Origin of the sequence: Sphingomonas asaccharolytica NBRC 15499 (genome assembly GCF_001598355.1) — a bacterium.
Taxonomy (GTDB): domain Bacteria; phylum Pseudomonadota; class Alphaproteobacteria; order Sphingomonadales; family Sphingomonadaceae; genus Sphingomonas; species Sphingomonas asaccharolytica.
The window spans coordinates 1-22,692 of record NZ_BCYU01000009.1; the positions used below are offsets into that span (position 1 = coordinate 1).

Here is a 22,692-nt window from a genome sequence, read left to right on the forward strand (position 1 = left end):
TCACCTTCCCACTCGGCTATGCCGAGCGGGCCCCTTCCTCTCCCAAAGGGAGAGGAGATTGCACCGATCGCACTGCATCCCCTCGCCTCAGGCCTTTCCCGAGCCGAGATAGTCCTTCAACCCCGCGACCAGCGCGTCGAACACCGCGCGCACCGGGGCGGAAGTACGCAAATCCTCGTGCATCACTACCCAGGTGTCGAGCGGATGGCTGAACGCGTCGGGCAGGATGCGGACCAAAGCCGGGTCGCGCGCGGCGAGGGGCACCTGGCATACGCCGATCCCCAGCCCGGCTCGGAGCGCCGCCATCTGCGCGAGGTCACTGTCGGTGCGGAAGGCGAAGTCCTCGACCCGGATCGGGATGCCGCCGGCGCGCATCGCGCGGGTCACGGCGTTGTCGTTCTCGACTCCGATCAGCCCGAAGGCGATGACCTCCTCGAACGTCGCGGGCGCCGGCCGCCCGGCGAGCAGCTCGGCGCGGACGTGCAGCCCGACATGGATATCGCCGATCCGCCGCGCGACCAGCGCGTCTTGCGCGGGCCGGACCATCCTGACCGCGACATCGGCCTCGCGCCGCACCATGTCCTCATTGCGATTATTTGGGCTGAGCGCGACCACCAGCCGCGGATGGCGCCGGCGCAGATCGGCGAGGATCGGCGGCAATATCTCGACCGAAATCACTTCGCTCGCCGACACGCGGACCAGTCCGGCGACCTCGTTCCCCTGCGTCGCGCCCCGGGCAAAGGCGGCGGCGGCGATTTCCATCGCCTCGGCATGCTGGCGCAGACTGAGCGCGGCCTCGGTCGGCACCAGCCCGTCGGGCGCGCGGGTGAACAAGGCGACGCCCAGCCCTGCCTCGAGATCGGCGATCCGCCGCCGCACCGTCGGCTGCGCCAGCGCCAGCCGCCGCGCGCCGCCTGACAGGCTGCCTTCCCGGAGCACCGCCAGGAAAGCGCGGTGACGTTCCCAATCTTCGCTCATCAAATTTATATGGGCCGATCGTCATATCGTGACAATTTTATTCAGGCGCCGGCTGGCCGATATCAAGGTCAACAAATCGAGGAGACGAACGATGACGAAAACGGGTCTGGTGCTGGGCGCGACCGGCGGGGTTGGCGGAGAGACGGCTCGGGCGCTGATCGCTAATGGCTGGACGGTGCGCGGACTGACGCGCTCGCCGCGCGAGGGCGACGGCATCGACTGGCGGATCGGCGATGCGATGGACCGTGCGGCGGTGCTGGCGGCGGCGGACGGCGTCGATGCGATCGTCCATGCCGTCAACCCGCCGGGCTATCTCGATTGGGAAAAGCTCGCCATGCCGATGCTCGAGAACAGCATCGCCGCGGCGCGGGCCAACGATGCCCGGCTCGCGCTCCCGGGCACGATCTACAATTACGATCCGCGCACCTCGCCGGTGATCGCGCCCGACAGCCCGCAGCATCCGAACACCAGAAAGGGCGCGATCCGCGTCGCGATGGAGCGCGCAATCGAGCAATCGGGCGTAAAAGGAGTGATCCTGCGCGCGGGCGACTATTTCGGCCCGCGCCCGGGCAATAGCTGGCTGAGCCAGGGCCTGGTCACGCCGGGCAAGCCGGTCGGCCGGGTGATGGTACCGGGCAAGGCGGGGATCGGGCACGCCTGGGCCTATCTGCCCGATGTCGGCGGGACGTTGGCGCGACTGCTCGACAAGAGCGACGACCTGCCTCGCTTCGCTCGTTATCATTTCGCCGGCGTGTGGGACGATGACGGCACGCGGATCACCGGGGCGATCGCGCAAGCGGTCGGGCGTCCGGTCAAAACCTGGCGAATGCCCTGGGCACTGCTCCCGCTGATCGGCCTGTTCAATCCGACGATGAAGGAAATGGTCGAGATGCGCCCATTCTGGGAGTATCCGGTGCGGCTCGACAATGAAGACCTGGTCGCCGCGATCGGACCCGAGCCGGACACGCCGCTCGATATCGCGATGGCGACTAGCCTCAAGGAACTCGGCTGCGACTGACTTGCTGGCGGTGGCGGGACATGTCAGCCTGCGGCGGACAAGGGAGGAACAATGAGCCCGATCGCCCTGCTGCTCGCCGCCGCCGCGCCGCAAACCACGCCGCCGCCGACGCCGCCGAAGGTCGACTGCACCGACGCCGACCACCGCGCACTCGATTTCTGGATCGGCGACTGGGACGTCTTTGCCGCCGGATCGAAGACTCCGGTCGCGCACAGCAGGATCGAGAAAATCGTCGGCTGCGCGATCAGCGAGACGTTCGATCAGTCGATCGGGCCGAACGGCAAACCGATTGCGTATAAGGGCCGTTCGATCAGCGCCTATGTCCCGGCGGAAAAAGGCTGGCGGCAATATTATGTCGATAGCGGCGGCACGGCGGCGACGTTGACGGGCAATATTACGAGCGGCGACATGATCTTCCTGTCGACCAACGGACCGGTCACCAACCGCATGACGCTCGGCCCCGATCCGGTCGGCTCCGTCCATCAGCGAGGCGCTTTCTCGACCGACGGCGGCAAGACGTGGAGCCCGGCCTACGACTTCACCTATCGCCGCCGCGCGGTACCCTAGCCACCCACCTAGCAAATCACGCCCTTTTCCCCTATGTGCGGCGCCATGCAGACAGAGTCGGCCGCCCTCATGCCCATTCCGGGGCACATCGATCCCGTGCCCGTGCCTCGCCAGACGGTGGCGCGCGAGGATGGCCGCCTCGACCTGATCGGCCTGTCCAAGGCCGAGTTGCGCGAGGCGTTGCTCGCCGCCGGGATGGACGCCAAGCAGGCGAAATTGCGCGCCAAGCAGATCTGGCACTGGATCTACAATCGCGGCGCGACCGACTTCACCGCGATGACCGACATCGCCAAGGCGCAGCATCCCTGGCTGGTCGAGCGCTTCGTCGTCGGCCGGCCCGAGGTGATCGAGGCGCAGGTGTCGACCGACGGCACGCGCAAATGGCTGCTGCGCGGGCCCGACGGCCAGGATTACGAGATGGTGTTCATCCCCGACGCCGATCGCGGGACCCTATGCGTGTCGAGCCAGGTCGGCTGCACGCTCAATTGCCGTTTCTGCCACACCGGCACGATGCGGCTGGTACGCAATTTGACCAGCCAGGAGATTGTCGGCCAGGTCATGCTCGCGCGCGACGCGCTCGGCGAATGGCCGTCGCAGCCCGAGGGGCGGATGCTGACCAACATCGTGATGATGGGGATGGGCGAGCCGCTCTATAATTTCGACAATGTCCGCGACGCGCTCCATGTCGTGATGGACGGCGACGGGCTTGCGCTGAGCAAGCGCCGGATCACGCTGTCGACCTCTGGCGTGGTGCCGATGATGGCGCGTGCGGGTGCCGAGATCGGGGTCAATCTCGCCGTCTCGCTCCATGCCGTGACCAAGGAAATCCGCGACGAGATCGTCCCGATCAACCGCAAATACGGAATCGAGGAATTGCTCCAGGCGTGCGCCGACTATCCCGGCGCCAACAATGCCCGGCGCATCACGTTCGAATATGTGATGCTCAGGGACAAGAATGACAGCGACGAGGAAGCGCACGAGCTCGTCCGCCTGATCCGCAAGTACAAATTGCCGGCCAAGGTCAATCTGATCCCGTTCAATCCCTGGCCCGGCGCGCCGTACGACACATCGACGCCCGAGCGCGTACGGCGGTTCAGCGACATCATCTTCGAAGCCGGCATCTCGGCCCCGGTGCGCACCCCGCGCGGCCGCGACATCGACGCGGCCTGCGGTCAGCTCAAGACCGCGTCGGAGAAGAAGAGCCGGGCGGAACTCGATCGCCTCGCCGAGGAAAAGCTCGCCGCTCTGGGCTGAGAGTCCGTTTGGAAATGCGCCGCGAGCGCATTTCGCGGCACCGGCCTTAAAACTCGCTCTACCGCGAGTTTTCAAACGGTCTCTGACCCTCGGGAAAGAACGTCAGGCGATTACCGAGTCGGCCACGAACGGGTTCGACTGGCGTTCCTGGCCGAACGTGCTCGGGTCGCCATGGCCGGGCAGGAAGAAAGTGTCGTCGCCCATCGGCCACAGCCGCGTGACGATCGAGTTGATCAATTCCTGGTGATTGCCGCGCGGAAAATCGGTGCGGCCGATCGATCCGCGGAACAGCACGTCGCCGACGATCGCCAGTTTCGACTCGGCATTATGAAATACGACATGGCCGGGCGTGTGCCCGGGCGTGTGGTGGACCGCGAACTCGACCTCGCCGACGGTGACCGTGTCGCCCTGGTCGAGCCAGCGCGATGGTACGAACGATCGGCCGGGTACGTCGTAGCGCAATCCGTCCTCATGGAGCTTTTCGAGCAGGAACATGTCCTCGGGATGCGGCCCCTCGATCTTGACGCTGAGATCGTCGGCGAGCTGCGCCGCGCCGCCGCAATGATCGAAATGGCCGTGCGTCACCAGGATCTTCTCGATCGTGACGTCGTGCTTTTCCATCTGCGATTTGAGCAAAGGCAAATCGCCGCCCGGATCGACGAACGCGCCGCGCATCGTCTTCGTGCACCACAGCAAGGTGCAGTTCTGCTGAAGCGGAGTGACGGGGATGATCGCCGCGCGAAGCGGCTGCGCGGTGCTGGCCATGGCGGAGACCTAAGGTCTGTGTTCGCGACGGGCAATGCCCTGTGCGAGGTGACTTGCATGAGCGCCTGACGCATCGCGGCAAAAGCTTGGGGTTGCGGAAGCGTCGGACCCGGTTGCATGAGCAGGGCAGTGATCCGCCGCGGCCGCCCTTTCATTCTGCTCGACGACGCCCGCGAAATCGGCGCCGCCCCCGCGCGGCTCTATCAGTCGCCGGTCGAGATCGTCGAGGCGCGCGAGATCACCGCGGTCAAACCCGCGCTCGAGCGGCTGCGCGCGGCGCGGCATCGCGGACTCCATGCCGCCGGGTTCCTCGCCTATGAGGCGGCGAGCGCGTTCGAGCCGGTGTTGGGCGACCTGCCCCAGGCCCGAACCCCCTTATTATGGTTCGGCCTGTTCGAGCGGTTCGATGAGATCGCCCCGGCCGATGTCGCCTCCTGGCTGCCCGATCCCGCCGCCGCCTGGCTCGGTTCACCCGAGCCCGATATCGACCGCGACACTTATGCCGACCGCTTCGCCGAAGTGCATGCGCTGATCGAAGCGGGCGATCTCTATCAGGCCAATCTGAGCTTTCGCGCGCGGGTGCCGATCGCCGGCGATCCGCTGGCCGCTTATGCGCGGCTGCGGGGCAGCGCGCGCGCGGGCTACGGCGCGGTGGTGTGGACCGGGCACGATTGGCTGCTGTCGCTGTCGCCCGAATTGTTCTTCGCGCTCGACGGCGGCCGGCTGACCACGCGACCAATGAAAGGCACCGCGCGGCGCGGCGCGACTCCCGAAGAGGATCGCGCGTTCGCCGCCGAACTGCGCGGCGACGCCAAGCAACGTGCCGAGAATTTGATGATCGTCGATCTGCTGAGGAACGATCTGTCGCGCGTCGCCGAACCGGCCAGCGTCGCGGTGCCCGAATTGTTCGCGGTCGAGACCTATCCGACCATCCACACGATGACCTCGACCGTCACCGCGACCTTGGCCCCCGACCAGGATGCGATCGATGTGCTGGCGGCGTTGTTTCCGTGCGGATCGATCACCGGCGCGCCCAAGATCCGCGCGATCGAGGCTCTTGCAGGGATCGAGATGGGCAGCGCGCCGCGAGGGCCCTATACCGGCGCTATCGGTCGGTTCGACGCGACCGGCGGGGCGATGTTCAATGTGGCGATACGGACCTTGGTGATCGAGAATGGGGCGGACCACGCGCTGTTGGGCGCGGGCGGCGGTATCGTCGCCGATTCGCGAATGGGCGAGGAATGGGACGAGGCGCAGGCCAAGACCGCGTTCGTCGGCGTCGGCGCGCGCCGCTTCGACCTGATCGAGACGATGGCGTTCGATCCGATCGAGGGGATCGCCATGCTCGAACGCCACCTGGCGCGGATGAAGGCGAGCGCGACCGCCTTCGGTTTCGCGTTCGACCGCCATGCCGCGCGCAACGAACTCCAGGCGGCGACCTTCCGGTTGCGCCGGGCATCACGCATCCGCTTGCTGTTGGCGCCGTCGGGCGCGGTCGCGATCGAAGTCGCGGCAATGCCGGCGATGCCCGAGACGCCGGTCGCGGTGACGATCGCGCCGCTGCCGGTCGCGCCCGACGATTTCCGCCTGCGTCACAAGACCAGCGATCGCGCCTTTTACGATCAAGCGCGTCAGGGGTTCGAGACAGTGTTCGAGGTCGACGGCCGTCTGACCGAAGGCAGCTTCACCACTCTGTTCGTCGAGCGCGGCGGCGTGTTGCTGACCCCGCCGCTCAGTGCCGGACTGCTCCCCGGCATATTGCGCGCCGAGCTGATCGAGAGCGGCCGCGCCGTCGAGGCGGCGCTGACGCGCGCCGATCTCAAACACGGCTTCTTCGTCGGCAACGCCTTGCGCGGGCTGATCCCGGCGACGTTGGGCTAAAGTTTGTTTCAGCAGAGCTGAAACAGTTGCGGCACTAAAGATCAGTCCGTTGCCTCGACCCAGCCGCGCTTGAGCGGCTTGATCGCCAGGAACGCGAGCAAAGCCGCGACCAGGTACAGGCTCACCCCGATGATCGCGGCATAGCGCAGCGAATCGGCACCGTAGCTGGCCTTCAGCGCGTCGGAGAGCGTGCCCATCAGCAACGGGCCGAGGCCGAGGCCGAGCAGATTGTTGACCAGCAGGAAGCTGCCCGAGGCGCTCGCGCGCGTCCGCGACGGCGCCAGATGCTGGGCGGCAGTGACGATCGGGCCGAGCCACAGCGTGTTGAGCGCGTTGGGGATCAAGAGCAGGAACCAGGCGAACATCGGATAGGGCGTGAACAGGCCGAGCATGAAGGTCGGCGCGGTGATCAGCCAGGCGATGGCGGGCAACCGCGCATACCAGGCGCGATCGACCGTCCCGAGCCGGTCGGCAAACACGCCGCCGAGGAAAATCCCTGTGGTCCCGCCGATCAGCAGCAGCGAGCCCATGAACTGGCCGACCTTGATCAGGTCGTGATTGGAGGTCCAGCCGTAATGGACCGCGATGATCTTGGGCACCCACAGCGCCAGGCCGTAGCCCGCCATCGAGCTGCACCCGGCGCCGATCGACAACAGCCAGTAAGCCGGCTTGCGGGCCAGGATCGGGATGACCGCCAATACCGGCACCGCGTCGGCTTCGGCGACTGGCGCGGGGCGCGGACGATCGCGCACCAGCCACAGGAAGACCGGCGCGACCAGGATGCCGGCGACGCCGACGGTAAGGAACGCGGTCTGCCAGTCGACCAACGCGGCGATATAGGCGCCGAGCAGCACGCCCGAGCCGAGCCCGATCGGAATGCCCATCGAATAGATGGCGAGCGCGCGGGCGCGGCGCTCGACCGGGAAATAATCGGCGATCAGCGCATAGGATGGCGCGACCCCGCCTGCTTCGCCGACGCCGACGCCGAGGCGCGCGAGGAACAGCGACCAGAAACCGGTCGCGGTGCCGCACAAAGCGGTAAACCCGCTCCACACCACCAGCGAGCCGGCGATCACCCGGGTCTTGCCGACGCGATCGGCGAGCAGGGCAAGCGGCACGCCCAGGACCGAATAGAGAATGGCGAAGGCGGTCCCGCCGATCGCGCCGAATTGCGCGTCGCTCAAATGGAGGCTGGCCTGGATCGGCTTGGCCAGGATGCCGAGGATCTGGCGGTCAAGGAAGTTGAACGTATAGACGACCAGCAACATCGTCAGCACCAATGCCGGATAGCCCGGCCGCTCGGCCCTGTTCGTCATACGCCCTCTCCCGCTTATAGAAAGAGCCGGGCGCGCGGCTGGCGCACCCGGCTCATCCCCCTTTTACCCTGCCATCAGAATTTGAGCGAGAAGGTTCCGAACACCTGGCGCGGATTGCCGTAGAACGCGGTGGCGATGCCTTCCTTGCCCAACGTTCCGATATAGCCCGTGCCGTTGGTGATCGGCTTGTTGGCGGCGTCGAGCGGCACGCCGGCGAGATCGGTCTTGATGTATTGGTATCCGCCGATCTTGTAGCGCACGTCGGTGATATTCTTGGCGTGTAGCCCGAACGAATACTGCTTCTTCGATCCGAAGCTGTAGGTCAGGTTTGCATCCCACAAGGTGTAGCCGGGCTGATCGAGGAATGGCGACGCCGTTTCGAACTGATGCGTCAGGCTGCGATACGACACGGTGGACGATGCGGTCAGGTCGCCGGTAGCCACTGGCACGGTCCCGCTTAGCGTCCCCGAGAGTGTCCATTTGGGCGTGTTCTGGAAGACGCGGATATTGGCGATATCGGTACCCGTCGGGCCAATGAAGCGCTTGTACTTCGCGTCCAGATAGCCGAGCGCGCCGGCGAAGGTCAGGTTCGACCCCGGCCCGGCAAAGCCACGGGCCAGCACCGCGTTGGTTTCCAACTCGACGCCCTTCAGATCCGCCTTGGCAGCGTTGCTGGTTATGCCAATGAAAGTCTGCACGTTATTGACGATCTGTGCGGCCGAGCCCGGAATCTGAACGTTGCTATAGTCCGAATAGAAGCCGTCGAGCGCCCAGGTCAGCCGTTTGTCGAACGCCGATCCCTTCCAGCCGATCTCGTAGCTCTTGACCGTTTCGGGGTCGAACGAGAGGTAGTTGTAGATTTCCTGATATTGCAGGCCCGGCACGCCGTTGGTCTCTGGCGCCGAGGCACCCGAACCGCGCGGATCGAAGCCGCCGCCCTTGAAGCCTTCCGAATAGGACACATAGAACATGTGATCGGCGCTGGGCTTGAACGCGAGGCTGGCGCGCGGCGTGAAACGCTTGAAATTCGCCTCGCCGCGGAAGTTGGTTAGCGGTGCGCCAAACGGGATCGGATTGCCGCCGAACTCGCTGGTCGCGCCAAACAGCGGCCCACCCAGGTAGTTCGCCTTGTAGATGAACGACGTGCGCTGATCCCAGGTGTAGCGGCCGCCGAGCGACAGGCTCAATTGCGGGGTGAAATCGAAAGTGAAATCGCCATAGATGGACGACGTTTCTGTGCGGACGTCACCCGCGGTATAACCATCGAGATTGGGCAACGTGGTATTGAGCAGGACATCGAACCCGGTCGAAGCCTTGGCGCCGAGATAATAGAAGCCGATCAGGCCGTTGACCTTGCTGCTCGACCATTGGAACTGGAATTCCTGGCTGGTCTGCTCGTTGCGATAGACCGCGGGCACGTCGACATCGACCGACGGTGTCGAATCGAAGTCGATCGGGGTGAAGCTGCGGTCCTTGCGCCAGGCGCTGATCGACTTGAAGGTCAGATGGTCGGTCAGCTTCGCGGTCGCGGTCATCGACAGGCCGCCGGCCTGGATATCCTGTTTGGGGAAATTGAGCCCGGCATTGGTGTCATAGACATTGTCGAGCACCGGCGATCCGGTCAGCTTGCCGGCGAACAGGCGATGGCCGTTGCGCGGCGCCGATTTGTCGTGGGTATAATCGCCGGTGATGCGGACGAGCAGGCGGCTGTCGGGCGTTTCGAACTCGATCGTGCCGCGGCCAGCCCAGATGTTCTTGTTGTAATTGTCGATGCCGAGATTGCGGTTGCGGCCGAACCCGTCGCGAGTCAGCCGCGCGCCCGACACGCCGATCCGCACCATCGATCCGATCGGCGCCGACAGGCTGACGATGCCGTCGGCCTGATTATACGAGCCATAGGTGCCGCGCGCGGCGACCTCGAAATGGTCCGGCAGCCGGCGGGTGACATATTTGACCGCGCCGCCGATCGTGTTGCGGCCGTACAGCGTGCCCTGCGGCCCGCGCAGCACTTCGATCCGCTCGACGTCATAGATGTCGAGCACTGCCGCCTGCGGACGGTTGAGATAGACGTCGTCGAGATAGATGCCGACACCGGCCTCGAATCCCGGCACCGGGTCCTGCTGGCCGACGCCGCGGATGAAGGCGGCGAGCGTCGAATTGGTGCCGCGCGCGTCCTTGATCGTCGTGTTCGGGGTGGTGTTCTGAATGTCGGTCAGGTCGACCGCGCCCATCTTGTCGAGCTTGTCGGCGGTGAACGCGGTCACCGCGATCGGCACGTTGAGCAGGGTTTCCGAGCGGCGCCGCGCGGTGACGACGATATCGGCGGGCGCATCGGCGTTCGCCTGGACATCGTCCGCGACCGGCTGCGTCGCCGGCGTTTCCTGCGCGTAGGCGGGGCCGGCGAACAATGCGGTGGCGGCAGCGCCGAGATACAGCGCGCGCACGTGACGGTGACGAATCATCCCTTCAACCCTCCCAATGGTCTATCGTCCGTGCGGGAAACGACCCGGTTGAACGCTTGTTGATCCGGCCTATACTGAAACCTGAACCGGGTTTCAACTTGCCGGTTGACGGGGAGGCAAAAAGAATGGTCCAGCGTGGCTCAACTGCAACGCTCGATGCCACCGCCAGCGAAGGAAAAGCGCCACGCACCGAGCGCGGGCGGCGGACATTACGCGCGCTGCTCGACGCGGCCGCGATCGAATTCGGCGAAAAGGGATTTCACGACGGATCGATCAGCGGGATCACGCGCCGCGCCGGCGTCGCGCTGGGCAGTTTCTACACCTATTTCGATTCGAAGGACGCGATCTTCCGCGCGCTGGTCCGCGACATGTCCGACCAGGTCCGCGACACCGTCGCCCCGGCGATTCGCGCCGCGCCCGACCAGATCGCCGCCGAGCGCGCCGGCCTATTGAGTTTCCTCGAGTTCGTGCGCGGCCACAAGGAGATCTACCGCATCATCGACGAGGCCGAATTCGTCGACCCCGCCAGCTTCCGCACCCATTATGCGACCACTGCCGAGCGCATCGAGCAGCGCCTGAAAGCAGGCGCCGAGCGCGGCGAGATTCGCGACGACGTATCCGACGTCCACGCCTGGGCAGTGATGGGGATGAACGTGTTTCTCGGGCTGCGCTACGGCGTGTGGGACGAGGACCGCACGCCGGAAGCGGTGGCGGATGTCGTGGCCGAACTGCTGCGGGATGGATTGCGGGCGCGGTAGGGGGTTTCCGGCTAAAACGACCGTCATCCCCGCGAAAGCGGGGACCCATCGCCGGGAGATGCCGCAAGCTTAGCAGTTGATATCGAAGAACAAATCGCGCCAATCTGGGTTGTTGCGTTCAGTCAGGGCAATTTTCCAAGCCCGGTTCCATTTCTTGATCGCCTTCTCGCGAGTTATCGCGTCGTAGATCGGGTCGTGGCTCTCGACATACACCAACCGGTTGATGCCATACTTCTTGCAGAACTTGCTGCCGGTCCCATCGCGATGCTGCATCATACGCGCGGCGATATCGGCGCAGACGCCGGTGTAGAGCGCACCATGTTTGCGGTTAGTCAGGATGTAAACGAAGCCGCCGGTCATCAGGCACGCGCTGGAGATGGGTCCCCGCTTTCGCGGGGATGACGATGAAGAACTATTCTGCCAGCGCTCGCGCCAGCATGTCGCGAACCGTCCTCAGCGCGCTCAGATCAATCGGCGAACCGGGCACTGGGACAGGTGCGGCCGGAACCGCCGGTGCCGGTGCGGGCGACGGCGTTGGCGCGCTCCCGCGCGCCTCGGCCGCCAGCAATTTTTGCACGCCGCGGATCGTATAGCCCTGCTGGTTGAGCAGGTCGTCGATCCGCCGAATCAGCGCGACATCATCCGGCCGGTAATAACGGCGCTTGCCGGCGCGCTGCAGCGGACGCAATTGTGCGAAGCGCGTTTCCCAATAGCGCAGGATATGCTGGGGCAATCCGGTGTCTTGCGACACCTCGCCAATCGTACGGAATGCGCCAGCCGCCTTGTCGAGCGCGGCCATGCGCTGCTCCGTCAGCCCGCGTCGACGATGCGGTCGCGCATCATCTGACTGGCGCGGAAGGTCAGCACGCGCCGCGGCGCGATCGGCACTTCCACACCGGTCTTGGGATTGCGGCCGATTCGCTGACCCTTGTCGCGCAGGACGAAGGTACCGAAGCCCGAAATCTTGACGTTTTCGCCACGCGCCAGCGCGTCGCACATGTGACCCAGGATCTCCTCGACCAACTTGGCCGAATCGGCCCTGGATAGCCCAACCTCACGCTGTAACGCATCGGACAGATCAGCCCGCGTCAACGTACCCACAATTGCCATTCACACCCTCCCTTGCGTGGCAAAAAATTGTCGTAACACAATGGAGGAAGGCATGAAATGGCCTTAGTGACCCTAAATAGGTGCCCTTGGACCGCTTTGGGTCAGATGCGGACGACCGCGGCGCCCCAGGTGAAGCCGCCACCCATCGCTTCGAGCACGACGATCTGTCCCGGCTTGATCCGCCCGTCGCGCACCGCGGTGTCGAGCGCGAGCGGGACCGACGCGGCCGAGGTATTGGCATGCTGGTCGACCGTGACGACGACTTTTTCGGCCGCCAGCCCGAGCTTGCGCGCGGTCGCGTCGAGGATGCGGGCATTGGCCTGGTGCGGCACCACCCAGTCGACGTCGCCGGGGACGAGGCCCGCCGCGACGAGCGATTCGTCCATCACGCTGGCGAGGTTGTTGACCGCGTGCCGGAATACTTCGCGCCCCTTCATCCGGACCTTGCCGACCGTGCCGGTAGTCGACGGGCCGCCATCGACATAGAGCAGTTCGTTGTGGCGACCATCGGCATGGAGCCGGCTGGCGAGGATGCCGGGACCGTCCTCGGCGACGTCCCGGGCCTCGAGCACGATGGCGCCGGCACCGTCGCCGAACAGCACGCAGGTGGTGCGATCTTCCCAATCGAGGATGCGGCTGAACGTCTCGGCGCCGATCACCAGGGCGCAATTGGCGGAGCCGGTCTTGATCAGGCTGTCGGCGACCTGGATCGCATAGAGGAAGCCCGAGCATACCGCGCCGACGTCGAACGCGACGCAATCGTCGATCCTAAGCATCGCCTGGACCTTGGTCGCGGTGGCGGGAAAGGTCTGATCGGGAGTCGCGGTCGCGAGCACGATCAGGTCGACCTCGTCCGCCGCTTTGTCCGCTGCGGTCAGCGCCGCGCGCGCCGCGTCGGCGGCCAGCGTGCCGGTGGTTTCGTCAGGGCCGGCAATGTAGCGGAAGCGGATGCCGGTGCGCTCGACGATCCACTCGTCACTGGTGTCGACGGTCTCCGCGAGCTCCGCGTTCGACACGCGCCGCATCGGCAGCGCCGACCCGGTTCCGGTGATGACCGCACGCCTCACGCAACTGCTCCTTCGGGTTCATGCGCCTCGAAATATTTGAGATCCTCGGCGATCTTGCGCGCCAGATCGTCGCGCACGCTCTTGGCCGCAACCGCGATCGCGTTGGCGACCCCGGTTTCGTTGGCGCCGCCATGGCTTTTCACAACAAGGCCGTTCAGGCCGAGAAAGACCGCGCCATTATGGTTGTTGGGGTCGAGATGGTGGCGCAGCAATTCGGTCGCCGGACGCGAGATCAGGAAGCCGATCTTCGAGCGCATTGAGCTGCTGAACGCGCGACGCAGCAGGTCGGCGACGAATCGCGCGGTGCCCTCGGCGGTCTTGAGCGCGATATTGCCGGAAAAGCCGTCGCACACGATCACGTCGACATCGCCGCGCGACAATTTGTCGCCTTCGATGAAGCCGGCAAAGGTCAGCGGCAAATGGGTCGCGTCGCGCAGCGCCTGGGCGGCGTCGCGAATCTCCTCGGTACCCTTCTGGTCCTCGGTGCCGATGTTGAGCAACGCGACGCGTGGACTGGCAAGATCGAGCTGAGTGCGGGCATAGGCGGCGCCCATCACTGCGAACTGCATCAGATTGCGCGCGTCGCACTCGGTATTGGCGCCGAGATCGAGCACGACCGTGTCGTTGGGGCCGAGGCTGGGCATCAGCCCGGCGAGCGCGGGACGATCGATCCCCTTCATCGTGCGCAGCGAGACTTTCGCCATCGCCATCAGCGCGCCGGTATTGCCCGACGAGACGGCGGCGGCGGCGCGGCCCTGCTTCACCAGGTCGATCGCGACGCCCATCGACGTGATCTTGGCGCGGCGCAGCGCGGCGCTGGGCTTTTCGTCGCCCTTGATGACTTCGGGCGCGTGGACGATTTCGGAATTGGCCGTCAGGTTGGGGTGATTCTTCAGCCCCTCGGCGATCTTCGCTTCGTCGCCGACCAGGAAGAAATGCGTGCCGTCGAATCGGCGCCGCGCTTCGGCGACGCCTGCCAACATTACCGCCAACCCCTCGTCACCGCCCATCGCGTCGATGGCGATCCAGGAGTTGGTGGTCACGCCTCAGTCCCCCCTCAATGGGCCCCGATCAACCTTCGACCGAGACGACCTCACGGCCATTATAATGGCCGCACGACGGGCAGAGGTTGTGCGGACGCTTGAGCTCGCCGCAATTCGGGCACTCCTGGAACGACTCGACCGAGAGCGCATCGTGCGCGCGGCGCATGCCACGGCGGGAGGGCGAGGTTTTCTTCTTGGGAACGGCCATTGCGGCGACAACCTTCAACTATCGAATTGATCAAGACGACTAGGCCCGGACGTTTATCGGCGCAACCGACGGGTCGGCCACGCGGTACAAAGGCTCGGGATGCATCGCGAAGCGTGCGCCTATAGCGATTTGGCGCGCCGTTGCAACCCGCGCGGCGTCGCGGTCAGCCGCCGTTCGCGCGACGGCAGCGCGTCCGGGGTGCAGACATCCCAGGCGAGCCCCAACCGTTGCAGCAGGCGGATCAGCATGAACCCCCAATCGCTCTGCCCTGGATAGAGCCCGATCCGTGCCGAGCCCGGGAAAGCGTGATGATTGTTGTGCCGCGCCTCCCCCATGGTCGGGATCGCCGCCCAGGGGACGTCATGCGCTTGCACCCCGGCCGCGTCGACCAGCCAGGATTGCGGGCCGCGGCGATGCGCGAGGTGACCGACCAGCCAATGGCCATGGACCGAGATCGCGACGCGCGCGCAGACGCCCCACACTACCCAGGACCAGCCGCCGATCGCCCAGCAAGCGAGCGCGATCGGCACTTGCTGCGCCATCCACCAACGATCGAGGAAACGATAGAAACCCTGCCGCTCGAGCGCGCTGAGGTCATAAGCGGGCGGGTGGGCGAGATCGAGCCGGCAATGCAATTGCCACCAGGCATCGATCAATGGCGGACGGCGATGCGCGAGATAATCGTGACAATCCGCCTGGCGCTGCGCCCAGTCGCGCAGATCGTGCGTGCGAATCATCCAGTACGGGCCGCTCATCCCGACCGCGGTGCCGCACCAGACCAGGAAATATTCGATCGCACGCGGGGTGCGGAAGCTGCGATGGATCATCAGCCGGTGAAAGCCGACCGAATGACCGAGCAACAAGCCGCCGCCGGTGGTGAGGACGAACAGCAGCAGCGCGCCGGGGGTTGCGACCAGCGGTCCGGCGATCAGCGCCACGCCCGCCATGCCGCCGTTACACAACGAATGAAGCGGATCCCAGCGTACCCGACCGGTCGACGGGTGGGCACCCGGCGTCTCGACCAGCCAGTTGACGGCGCATCGGTCGTGATCGTCCCAATGCTCTCGCTGATTCATGGCGACACCTCTATTAATTAAGGCATGACTTAATTACCTAACTGCCATCTGGAAAGTATTTAAGCAAGCGCCTAATAAGACATCATGCAAAGAGTCTTCGAAGCCCTGGCGTCCACCACCCGCCGCAAGATCCTGGCCTATCTGTCCAAGGCGGAATTGACGGCGGGGGAGATCGCCGCGCGCTTCGAGATTTCCAAACCCGCGGTGTCGCAGCATCTCAGCGTGCTGGAGAATGCCGGGCTGGTGACGAGCGAAAAGCGCGGCCAATATGTCCATTATCGGTTGGTAGAGGACAATCTGGCCAACACGCTGAACGGCTATCTGCAGGAAGTCTGTCCGGTGTCGCGCCCGCTCAAGGTCGAGAGCGCGGCCAAGGCGGCGCGGCTAGACGACGGCTGAGCAATAACAATACCCCGCATCCACGCGGGAAAACCAAGGGGAGGATCGCCATGATATTGCCAGTAACGCTCGTGATCGCGGCAGCGACCGGGTTGATCAACGTCTGGCTGGCGTTCGGCGTCGGGCGCGATCGGGTAAGCAGCAAGGTCATGCTCGGCGATGGCGGCGAGGCGGCGATGACCGCCAAGATTCGCGCGCACGGCAATCTGACCGAATATGCGCCGACCGTGCTGATCCTGATGGCGTTGATCGAACTGGCGCGCGGGCCGAGCCTGTGGTTGTGGATCGTCGGCGCCGTGTTCATCGTGGTCCGGCTGGCACATGCCTTCGGCATCGTCCGCCCGGCGCCCAGCGTGTTGCGCACGATCGGCGCGCTCGGCACCTGGCTGGTGATTCTCGTCCTGGCGATATGGGCGCTGGCGATCAGCTATCAGGCCGAATGGACGCCGCCGGTGCGGTCGATGCAGGTCGCCCCGCCCGCGGCGTGATTCGGAATTTTGCGCTGATCCTTCTTCATCAGGGGTGCGTCCGCGCTTCGGCCTGACACGATTGCGATCTCGACTTTTGCCGCCAACGCTTCAAGGGAGCGGGCGATGAGTCCGACCCTTTCCCTCCTCTTCGCGTTCGGCGCGGGCGCTGTCGGCGGCGCGATGAACGCATTGGCCGGGGGTGGGACGTTCGCGACCTTGCCGTCGCTGCTCGCGCTGGGCATCCCGGCCAACGCCGCCAATGCGACCTCGAACGTCGCTTTGCTACCAGGCGCGGGGATGAGCGCCTGGGCGTTTCGCGACGAGCTCGGGCCGGTGGGCGGCGTCGGGGTTCGGACATTGTCGGCGATCACGTTCGTCGGCGGGCTGGCCGGGAGCGTGCTGCTGGTGCTGACTCCCAGCCATGCGTTCGATGTGATCATCCCCTGGCTGGTGCTCTATGCCTTTATCGTGCTGGCGTTCGGCAAGCGCGCGGCATCGTGGTTGCGCGACCGCGTGACGATCGGGCGCGGCAGCCTGATGGTCGTGCAGATGCTGCTCGGCATTTATGGCGGCTATTTCGGTGGCGGGGTCGGGTTGATGACGACGGCGACCTATGGCCTGCTCGCCGGACATACGCCGCGCGAATTGTTCGCGCCGCGCACGTTGATGCTGGCGGTCGCCAATCTGGCCGCGGCATTCGTCTTCATCGCCGCCGGGATGGTGCGCTGGATCGCGTGCCTGCCGATGCTGGCGGGATCGATCCTCGGCGGCTGGGCGGGCGCGCATATCGGCAAGAGACTGCCTGCATCCGCGGTGCGCGTGTGGACGTTGCTGGTGACGGGTGTGACGACGATCGTATTCTTCGCACGCGCTTACGGCTAGACGAAGCGACGATCGCATGTAACCGATCGGGCGTATCGTTCGAAGGAATCGACATGGACGAACCGACCGCCCCTCCCGATCCATCCGCCAAGCCGCCCGCCGCGACGGGCACCGTTTACCGCCACCGGCTGGCGACGCGGATTTGGCATTGGATCAACGCGATCGCGATCTTCATCATGATCGGCAGCGGCATCGGCATATTGAACGCGCATCCCCGGCTCTATTGGGGTCAATATGGCGCCAATTTCGACCATGCCTGGCTCGATCTGAGGCCATATGGCAATATCCTTCGATCGGGCTGGCTGACGATCCCGGCCGGCTACAATCTGGCTATTTCGCGGCGCTGGCATCTGCTGTTCGCGCTGGTGCTCGCCTTCGGGCTGCTCGTGTTCATGATCGCCAGCCTGATCAACCGTCATTTCCAGCGCGACCTGCGCGTTCGCGCCAGGGAAATCGGACCGCGCTATCTCTGGGCCGACCTGCTCGCCCATCTGCGCTTCGATTTCCACAATCCCGACGATCCGGCGGCCTATAACACCCTCCAGAAGCTCGCTTATGTCGGCGCGATCTTCGTGCTGATCCCGCTGATGATCTTCACCGGGCTGGCCATGTCGCCAGGAATGGACGCGGCGTGGCCATGGCTGATCGAGCTGTTCGGCGGGCGCCAGTCGGCGCGGTCGATCCATTTCATCGCGGCGAGCGGGATCGTACTGTTCGTCATCGTCCACCTGACCCTGGTGGTGCTGGCCGGGCCGATCGAGGAGATATGGTCGATGATCACCGGCCGCTGGACCTTGCCCACGGCACCACCCGAACCGCCGCCCGCCGCGCACGCCGAACCAGAGGCCGCCGAATGACTCTCCTCACGCGACGCTCGCTCGTCACCGGCGGCGCGCTTGGCGCCGGGCTGCTGCTGTCGGGCTGCGACAAGCTCGCCCAGCAACCCGGCTTTCGCCGCATCCTGTTCTCGGGCGAAAAGATCAACATGGGCCTGCAGCGCGCGCTGATGGACCGCAACGCGCTCGCTCCCGAGTTTCGCCCCGACCAGATGTCGCCGGTGTTCCGCACCAACGGCAATTCCAACCCGAACACCACCGATTACAACCGCCACGTCGCCGAGAATTTCGCCAATTGGCGGCTCGAGGTGGGCGGGCTGGTCGACCGGCCGCTGCGCCTGAGCCTGCCCGATATCGGTGCCTTCCCGCAACGCGCGCAGATTACCCGCCACGATTGCGTCGAGGGATGGAGCGCGATCGGCAAGTGGCAGGGGCCGATGCTCGGCAACGTGCTGAAGGCGGCGGGTGTGCGCAATTCGGCGCGCTACATCGTCTTCACCTGCGCCGATTTGTGGAGCGGCGCGCCCTATTACGAATCGATCGACATGGTCGACGCCTTTCACCCCCAGACGATCCTGGCCTGGGCAATGAACGACAAGCGCGTCTCGGTCGGCCATGGCGCGCCGATCCGGCTCAGGGTCGAGCGGCATCTCGGCTACAAGAACGCCAAATACGTCATGCGGATCGACGCCGTCGCCAGCCTGGCCGGGATCGGCCTGGGCAAAGGCGGCTATTGGGAAGATCATGTCAATTACGACTGGTATGCGGGGATTTGATCCGGCCTGAGGTGTCGTCAGGTCTTTTCGCGGCCGCATTCAAGCGATAGCAGCGATCCTCTATGGCCCTGATCGATCTGTTCTTCACGCGCGCGTTCAAGCGCGGCACGCTTTCCGTCACTTATGCCGACGGCACGACCAAGTCGTTCGGCACGGCGGACCCCGATTATCCGGATGTCGCGATCCGCTTCACCACCAAGAGCGTGCCGGGGCAAATCGTCCGCAATCCGGCACTCGGCGTGTCGGAAGCGTTCATGCACGGCCGCATGGTGATCGAGCGCGGCGACCTCATGCAATTGCTCACCCTGGCGACCAAGAACAATCGCTGGGAGGACGCGACCGGCGCGCTCGACCCCGGCCTGGTCGCCAAGGCGGTGGTCGGGGTCAAGCGCAAGCTCGACCAGTTCAACCGTGCGCGCGCGGCGCGAGCCAACGTCAAGCATCATTACGACATCGGCAACGCGCTCTACGATCTCTTCCTCGATGCCGACCGCCAATATAGCTGCGCCTATTTCGTCGACCCCGACGAAAGCCTCGAACAGGCCCAGCTCGACAAGAAGGCGCATATCGCCGCCAAGCTCGCGCTCAAGCCGGGCATGCGCGTGCTCGATATCGGCTGCGGCTGGGGCGGGATGGCGCTCTATCTGCACCAGACTTACGGCGTCGACGTCCTTGGCATCACGCTCAGCGACGAACAGATCGTCACCGCCAAGCAGCGCGCGCTCGACGCCGGCGTCGCCGACCACGTCAAGTTCGAGCTGATCGACTATCGCCATTTGACCGGCACGTTCGACCGCATCGTCTCGGTCGGCATGTTCGAGCATGTCGGCCCGCCGCAATATCGCACGTTTTTCCGCAAATGCCGCGAGCTGCTCAGCGACGACGGCGTGATGCTGCTGCACACGATCGGCCGCGCCGGCGGGGCTGGGGTGACCGACGAATTCACCGCCAAGTACATCTTTCCCGGCGGCTATATCCCGGCGCTGTCGGAGATCGCCAAGGGCTATGAAGGCCTGCGCTATTACATGACCGACCTGGAGGTACTGCGCCTCCATTACGGCTACACGCTCCGGCATTGGTACGACCGTACCGTCGCCAATCGCGACAAGATCATCGCGCTGTACGACGAGCCCTTCTACAATATGTGGATCTTCTACCTCGCCGGCTCGTGCACCAGTTTCCTCTATGGCGGGATGGTCAATTACCAGCTGCAGTTCGCGCGCAACCGCGACGCGCTGCCGATCACGCGCGATTATATGGGCGACGAGGAGCGGCGAATCGCGGCGAAGGTTTGAGGGCCGCCGGCCGCACATGCCGACGGTAGAGGGGCGTGGAGCGGCCTAGGCCGCCTTGCGCAGCTCCAGTTCGAGCCGGTTCCAGATATCGACCAGCGCCTTGGTGAGGTCGCGCATCATCGCTTCGTCATGCGCGGGGCCGGGCGTGAAGCGCAGGCGCTCGGTGCCGCGCGGCACGGTCGGGTAGTTGATCGGCTGAACATAGACGCCGTATTCAGCGAGCAGGATGTCGCTGATCCGCTTCGCCTTGACCGGATCGCCGACCATCAGCGGCACGATATGGGTGTCGCCAGGCAGCACCGGCAGACCCACTTCGGCCAGCATTGCCTTTAGCATCCTGGCCGATGCCTGTTGCCCGTCGCGCTCGGCGGTCGACGCCTTGAGATGGCGCACGCTTGCCAGGACGCCGGCGACCAGCACCGGCGACAGCGAGGTGGTGAAGATGAACCCCGGCGCATAGCTGCGGATCACGTCGATGATCGTCTGGTCGGCAGCGATATAGCCGCCCATCACGCCGAATGCCTTGCCCAGCGTCCCCTCGATGATCGTGATGCGGTCGGCAACGCCATCGCGCTCGGAAATGCCGCCGCCGCGCGGGCCGTACATGCCGACGGCATGGACCTCGTCGAGATAGGTCAGCGCATTATATTTGTCGGCAAGGTCGCAGATCGCCGCCAGCGGGGCGATATCGCCTTCCATCGAATAGACGCTCTCGAACGCGATCAGCTTGGGCGCGTTGGGGTCTTCGGCGGCGAGCAATTGTTCGAGATGCGCGACGTCATTGTGGCGGAAGACGCGCTTGTCGCAGCCCGAATTGCGGATGCCGGCGATCATCGAGGCGTGGTTGAGCTCGTCCGAGAAGATGATGCAGCCGGGCAGGATCTTGCCTAGGGTCGCCAAGGTCGCCTCGTTCGAGACATAGCCACTGGTGAACAGCAGCGCGCCTTCCTTGCCGTGCAGGTCGGCCAACTCGTTCTCGAGATCGACATGGTAATGCGTATTGCCGCCGATGTTGCGCGTGCCGCCCGAGCCCGCGCCGACATCGTGCAGCGCCTCTTCCATCGCCGCGATCACCTTGGGATGCTGGCCCATCGCCAGATAATCGTTCGAGCACCACACCGTGATCGGCATCGGCCCGTTATGTCCCGCGAAACACCGCGCGTTAGGAAACATGCCCTTGTTGCGCAAAATGTCGATGAACACGCGATACCGCCCCTCGGCATGCAGCCGGTCGATCGCCTGGGTGAATACCCGCGAATAATCGACGGGCCGCGCGGTGGAATCGCTCATGAACTGCGCCAATAACGTGGGTTTTGCCGATTTTCCATGGGTAAGACGTGCAAAAGCTGCAATCGCGACGCTGCTTTGGGTCAACGCAAGTGTCGCATTGCCATGGTATAGAGCGAGTCGTCGCCGGCGTTCACGGGTCCGAACGGGCCGGGCGATCGAGAGCAGGAACGCTCCCGCTTGCATTGTCGGAGCTTGCCATGTCCGATCAGATCGGCCCCAAGGGCCAGGATATAGATTATCTCGCGCGGCGCGAAGCCCAGGAACGGATGGCCGCCGAGCTATCCGCCGATCCCTCCGCGCGCCACGCCCATCAAGTGCTGGCCGAGCAATATGCCCGGCGGCTGCGCGCGTCGCCCAGGTCCGTAGCCTAGCAGCTAAAGCGACTCGGCGCGGTTGATACCGTAGCGCGCCAGCGACGGCGCGAGGTGGCGTTCGGCATCGCCGAACCGGGTGAAGACCGCACGATGCAGCGGCGTTTCGGGCCAGTCCTGTCCCTCGGTAAGGTGAGCGACTCGCCGCGCGATTCCCGGCGCCCCGTCGACAAAGCGCACCGGATGCGGCGCGGCTTCGACGAGCTCGTCGCCGACCAGCGGGAAATGCGTGCAGGCATTGACCACGACATCGATGCGGTCGCCCCCGGGCTGGTCGAACAGTCCGAAGATCGCCGCGCGATAGTCGGCGATCGGCCGCGCTTCCCCGTGGAGCTTGGCTTCGGCGAGTTCGACCAACGCGGCCGAGCCGTGGCGCAGGACGACGCAATCGCCGGCAAAGCGTGCCGCGAGATCGTCGACATAAGGCTGGCGCACCGTCGCGTCGGTGCCGAGCACGCCGATCACGCGCGTCTCGCTGATGTCAGCCGCGGGCTTGATCGCCGGGACGGTACCGACGATCGGCAAATCGAGCGCGGCCCGCACCGCGCCGAGCGCGATGGTCGAGGCGGTATTGCACGCGATCACGATCAGCCGCGGATCGTAGCGTTCGGCCAGCCGACCAAGCAGCGCCGGGACGCGCGCGGCGATCTCCAGCTCGCTCTTGGTGCCATAGGGAAATCCGGCCGAATCGGCGACATAGACCAGCGGCGCCCGAGGCAGCAGCGCCTGGGTGGCAGCGAGCACCGAAAGCCCGCCGACGCCGGAATCGAATAGTAAGAGGGGACGATCATCCATAGTGTCGCGCCTCTAGGCCGTGTCCCCCAGGCCGGCAACGGCTGCGCCTCGGGATACATCCATTCTGATCGAGAT

General features: G+C 65.2%; 25 protein-coding genes. 12 read left to right on the forward strand and 13 right to left on the reverse strand.

What is annotated here, in order from left to right:
* Positions 1 to 87 precede the first annotated feature (87 nt).
* On the reverse strand, positions 88 to 978 hold the full coding sequence (locus SAS01S_RS03600) for a LysR family transcriptional regulator (RefSeq protein ID WP_066804949.1): 891 nt from the start codon (positions 976 to 978) through the stop codon (positions 88 to 90).
* Positions 979 to 1,069: 91 nt separating this feature from the next.
* Between SAS01S_RS03600 and SAS01S_RS03605 the strand changes: the two genes are divergently transcribed.
* The 3 genes from SAS01S_RS03605 (at position 1,070) to rlmN (ending at position 3,817) form a co-directional block, all read left to right on the forward strand.
* Positions 1,070 to 1,996 carry an NAD-dependent epimerase/dehydratase family protein gene (locus SAS01S_RS03605; RefSeq protein ID WP_066804952.1) on the forward strand — a complete coding sequence of 309 codons (927 nt, stop codon included), beginning with the start codon at positions 1,070 to 1,072 and terminating at the stop codon, positions 1,994 to 1,996.
* 51 nt (positions 1,997 to 2,047) lie between these two features.
* Positions 2,048 to 2,563: a hypothetical protein gene (locus SAS01S_RS03610; protein ID WP_066804954.1), complete on the forward strand. Its 516-nt coding sequence runs from the start codon at positions 2,048 to 2,050 to the stop codon at positions 2,561 to 2,563.
* Between the two features lie 69 nt (positions 2,564 to 2,632).
* Positions 2,633 to 3,817 (forward strand): dual-specificity RNA methyltransferase RlmN, encoded by a 1,185-nt coding sequence (rlmN, locus tag SAS01S_RS03615; RefSeq protein WP_439646828.1) that lies wholly within the window; start codon positions 2,633 to 2,635, stop codon positions 3,815 to 3,817.
* Positions 3,818 to 3,919: 102 nt separating this feature from the next.
* Here rlmN and SAS01S_RS03620 read toward each other — a convergent pair whose 3' ends face one another.
* A complete protein-coding gene (locus SAS01S_RS03620) occupies positions 3,920 to 4,582 on the reverse strand; it encodes an MBL fold metallo-hydrolase (RefSeq protein ID WP_066804962.1) in 663 nt (220 codons plus the stop codon).
* A 117-nt stretch (positions 4,583 to 4,699) separates the two neighbouring features.
* Between SAS01S_RS03620 and pabB the strand changes: the two genes are divergently transcribed.
* The gene (gene pabB, locus SAS01S_RS03625) at positions 4,700 to 6,463 is read left to right on the forward strand and encodes an aminodeoxychorismate synthase component I (RefSeq protein WP_066804978.1); all 1,764 of its coding nucleotides are present in this window, start codon (positions 4,700 to 4,702) and stop codon (positions 6,461 to 6,463) included.
* A gap of 41 nt (positions 6,464 to 6,504) precedes the next feature.
* On the opposite strand, the gene SAS01S_RS03630 is transcribed toward pabB, so the two are convergent.
* Positions 6,505 to 7,779 carry a spinster family MFS transporter gene (locus SAS01S_RS03630; protein WP_066804980.1) on the reverse strand — a complete coding sequence of 425 codons (1,275 nt, stop codon included), beginning with the start codon at positions 7,777 to 7,779 and terminating at the stop codon, positions 6,505 to 6,507.
* A 74-nt stretch (positions 7,780 to 7,853) separates the two neighbouring features.
* Complete coding sequence (locus SAS01S_RS03635; RefSeq protein ID WP_066804982.1) at positions 7,854 to 10,241, reverse strand: TonB-dependent receptor; 2,388 nt, start codon at positions 10,239 to 10,241, stop codon at positions 7,854 to 7,856.
* A gap of 125 nt (positions 10,242 to 10,366) precedes the next feature.
* On the opposite strand from SAS01S_RS03635, the gene SAS01S_RS03640 reads away from it, so the two are divergent.
* Positions 10,367 to 10,999, forward strand: coding sequence for a TetR/AcrR family transcriptional regulator (locus SAS01S_RS03640; protein WP_066804985.1), 633 nt, complete (start codon positions 10,367 to 10,369; stop codon positions 10,997 to 10,999).
* Positions 11,000 to 11,068: 69 nt separating this feature from the next.
* Here the strand turns inward: SAS01S_RS03640 and SAS01S_RS03645 are convergent, their stop codons facing one another.
* The 7 genes from SAS01S_RS03645 to SAS01S_RS03675 all read right to left on the reverse strand — a co-directional run bounded on the left by SAS01S_RS03645 (position 11,069) and on the right by SAS01S_RS03675 (position 15,503).
* Entirely contained in the window at positions 11,069 to 11,359 is a 291-nt protein-coding gene (locus tag SAS01S_RS03645) for a GIY-YIG nuclease family protein (RefSeq protein ID WP_066804987.1), read from the reverse strand.
* Positions 11,360 to 11,411: 52 nt separating this feature from the next.
* Positions 11,412 to 11,798 (reverse strand): MerR family transcriptional regulator, encoded by a 387-nt coding sequence (locus tag SAS01S_RS03650; RefSeq protein ID WP_066804988.1) that lies wholly within the window; start codon positions 11,796 to 11,798, stop codon positions 11,412 to 11,414.
* 11 nt (positions 11,799 to 11,809) lie between these two features.
* Positions 11,810 to 12,109: an integration host factor subunit alpha gene (locus SAS01S_RS03655; RefSeq protein WP_066804989.1), complete on the reverse strand. Its 300-nt coding sequence runs from the start codon at positions 12,107 to 12,109 to the stop codon at positions 11,810 to 11,812.
* 101 nt (positions 12,110 to 12,210) lie between these two features.
* On the reverse strand, positions 12,211 to 13,176 hold the full coding sequence (locus tag SAS01S_RS03660) for a beta-ketoacyl-ACP synthase III (protein WP_084238466.1): 966 nt from the start codon (positions 13,174 to 13,176) through the stop codon (positions 12,211 to 12,213).
* The gene (gene plsX, locus SAS01S_RS03665; protein WP_066804990.1) at positions 13,173 to 14,219 is read right to left on the reverse strand and encodes a phosphate acyltransferase PlsX; all 1,047 of its coding nucleotides are present in this window, start codon (positions 14,217 to 14,219) and stop codon (positions 13,173 to 13,175) included. The genes SAS01S_RS03660 and plsX overlap by 4 nt, the downstream gene beginning before the upstream one ends.
* 28 nt (positions 14,220 to 14,247) lie before the next feature.
* Positions 14,248 to 14,427 carry a 50S ribosomal protein L32 gene (gene rpmF / locus SAS01S_RS03670; protein WP_066804991.1) on the reverse strand — a complete coding sequence of 60 codons (180 nt, stop codon included), beginning with the start codon at positions 14,425 to 14,427 and terminating at the stop codon, positions 14,248 to 14,250.
* A gap of 119 nt (positions 14,428 to 14,546) precedes the next feature.
* Positions 14,547 to 15,503 (reverse strand): acyl-CoA desaturase, encoded by a 957-nt coding sequence (locus SAS01S_RS03675; protein WP_066804992.1) that lies wholly within the window; start codon positions 15,501 to 15,503, stop codon positions 14,547 to 14,549.
* A gap of 84 nt (positions 15,504 to 15,587) precedes the next feature.
* Between SAS01S_RS03675 and SAS01S_RS03680 the strand changes: the two genes are divergently transcribed.
* The 6 genes from SAS01S_RS03680 (at position 15,588) to SAS01S_RS03705 (ending at position 20,161) form a co-directional block, all read left to right on the forward strand.
* Positions 15,588 to 15,902: a metalloregulator ArsR/SmtB family transcription factor gene (locus tag SAS01S_RS03680; RefSeq protein WP_066804993.1), complete on the forward strand. Its 315-nt coding sequence runs from the start codon at positions 15,588 to 15,590 to the stop codon at positions 15,900 to 15,902.
* A gap of 50 nt (positions 15,903 to 15,952) precedes the next feature.
* Complete coding sequence (locus SAS01S_RS03685; RefSeq protein ID WP_066804994.1) at positions 15,953 to 16,390, forward strand: MAPEG family protein; 438 nt, start codon at positions 15,953 to 15,955, stop codon at positions 16,388 to 16,390.
* Between the two features lie 105 nt (positions 16,391 to 16,495).
* Positions 16,496 to 17,254: a sulfite exporter TauE/SafE family protein gene (locus SAS01S_RS03690; RefSeq protein WP_066804995.1), complete on the forward strand. Its 759-nt coding sequence runs from the start codon at positions 16,496 to 16,498 to the stop codon at positions 17,252 to 17,254.
* A 53-nt stretch (positions 17,255 to 17,307) separates the two neighbouring features.
* Positions 17,308 to 18,111 carry a cytochrome b/b6 domain-containing protein gene (locus SAS01S_RS03695; protein ID WP_066804997.1) on the forward strand — a complete coding sequence of 268 codons (804 nt, stop codon included), beginning with the start codon at positions 17,308 to 17,310 and terminating at the stop codon, positions 18,109 to 18,111.
* Positions 18,108 to 18,866 (forward strand): molybdopterin-dependent oxidoreductase, encoded by a 759-nt coding sequence (locus SAS01S_RS03700; RefSeq protein WP_066805000.1) that lies wholly within the window; start codon positions 18,108 to 18,110, stop codon positions 18,864 to 18,866. The genes SAS01S_RS03695 and SAS01S_RS03700 overlap by 4 nt, the downstream gene beginning before the upstream one ends.
* Positions 18,867 to 18,928: 62 nt before the next feature.
* The gene (locus SAS01S_RS03705; RefSeq protein ID WP_066805003.1) at positions 18,929 to 20,161 is read left to right on the forward strand and encodes an SAM-dependent methyltransferase; all 1,233 of its coding nucleotides are present in this window, start codon (positions 18,929 to 18,931) and stop codon (positions 20,159 to 20,161) included.
* Positions 20,162 to 20,206: 45 nt separating this feature from the next.
* On the opposite strand, the gene hemA is transcribed toward SAS01S_RS03705, so the two are convergent.
* Positions 20,207 to 21,451, reverse strand: coding sequence for a 5-aminolevulinate synthase (gene hemA / locus SAS01S_RS03710; RefSeq protein ID WP_066805006.1), 1,245 nt, complete (start codon positions 21,449 to 21,451; stop codon positions 20,207 to 20,209).
* Between the two features lie 197 nt (positions 21,452 to 21,648).
* Between hemA and SAS01S_RS22735 the strand changes: the two genes are divergently transcribed.
* Positions 21,649 to 21,822: a hypothetical protein gene (locus tag SAS01S_RS22735; RefSeq protein WP_169804895.1), complete on the forward strand. Its 174-nt coding sequence runs from the start codon at positions 21,649 to 21,651 to the stop codon at positions 21,820 to 21,822.
* Positions 21,823 to 21,825: 3 nt separating this feature from the next.
* Here the strand turns inward: SAS01S_RS22735 and murI are convergent, their stop codons facing one another.
* A complete protein-coding gene (murI, locus tag SAS01S_RS03715; protein ID WP_066805008.1) occupies positions 21,826 to 22,617 on the reverse strand; it encodes a glutamate racemase in 792 nt (263 codons plus the stop codon).
* Between the last annotated feature and the right edge of the window lie 75 nt (positions 22,618 to 22,692).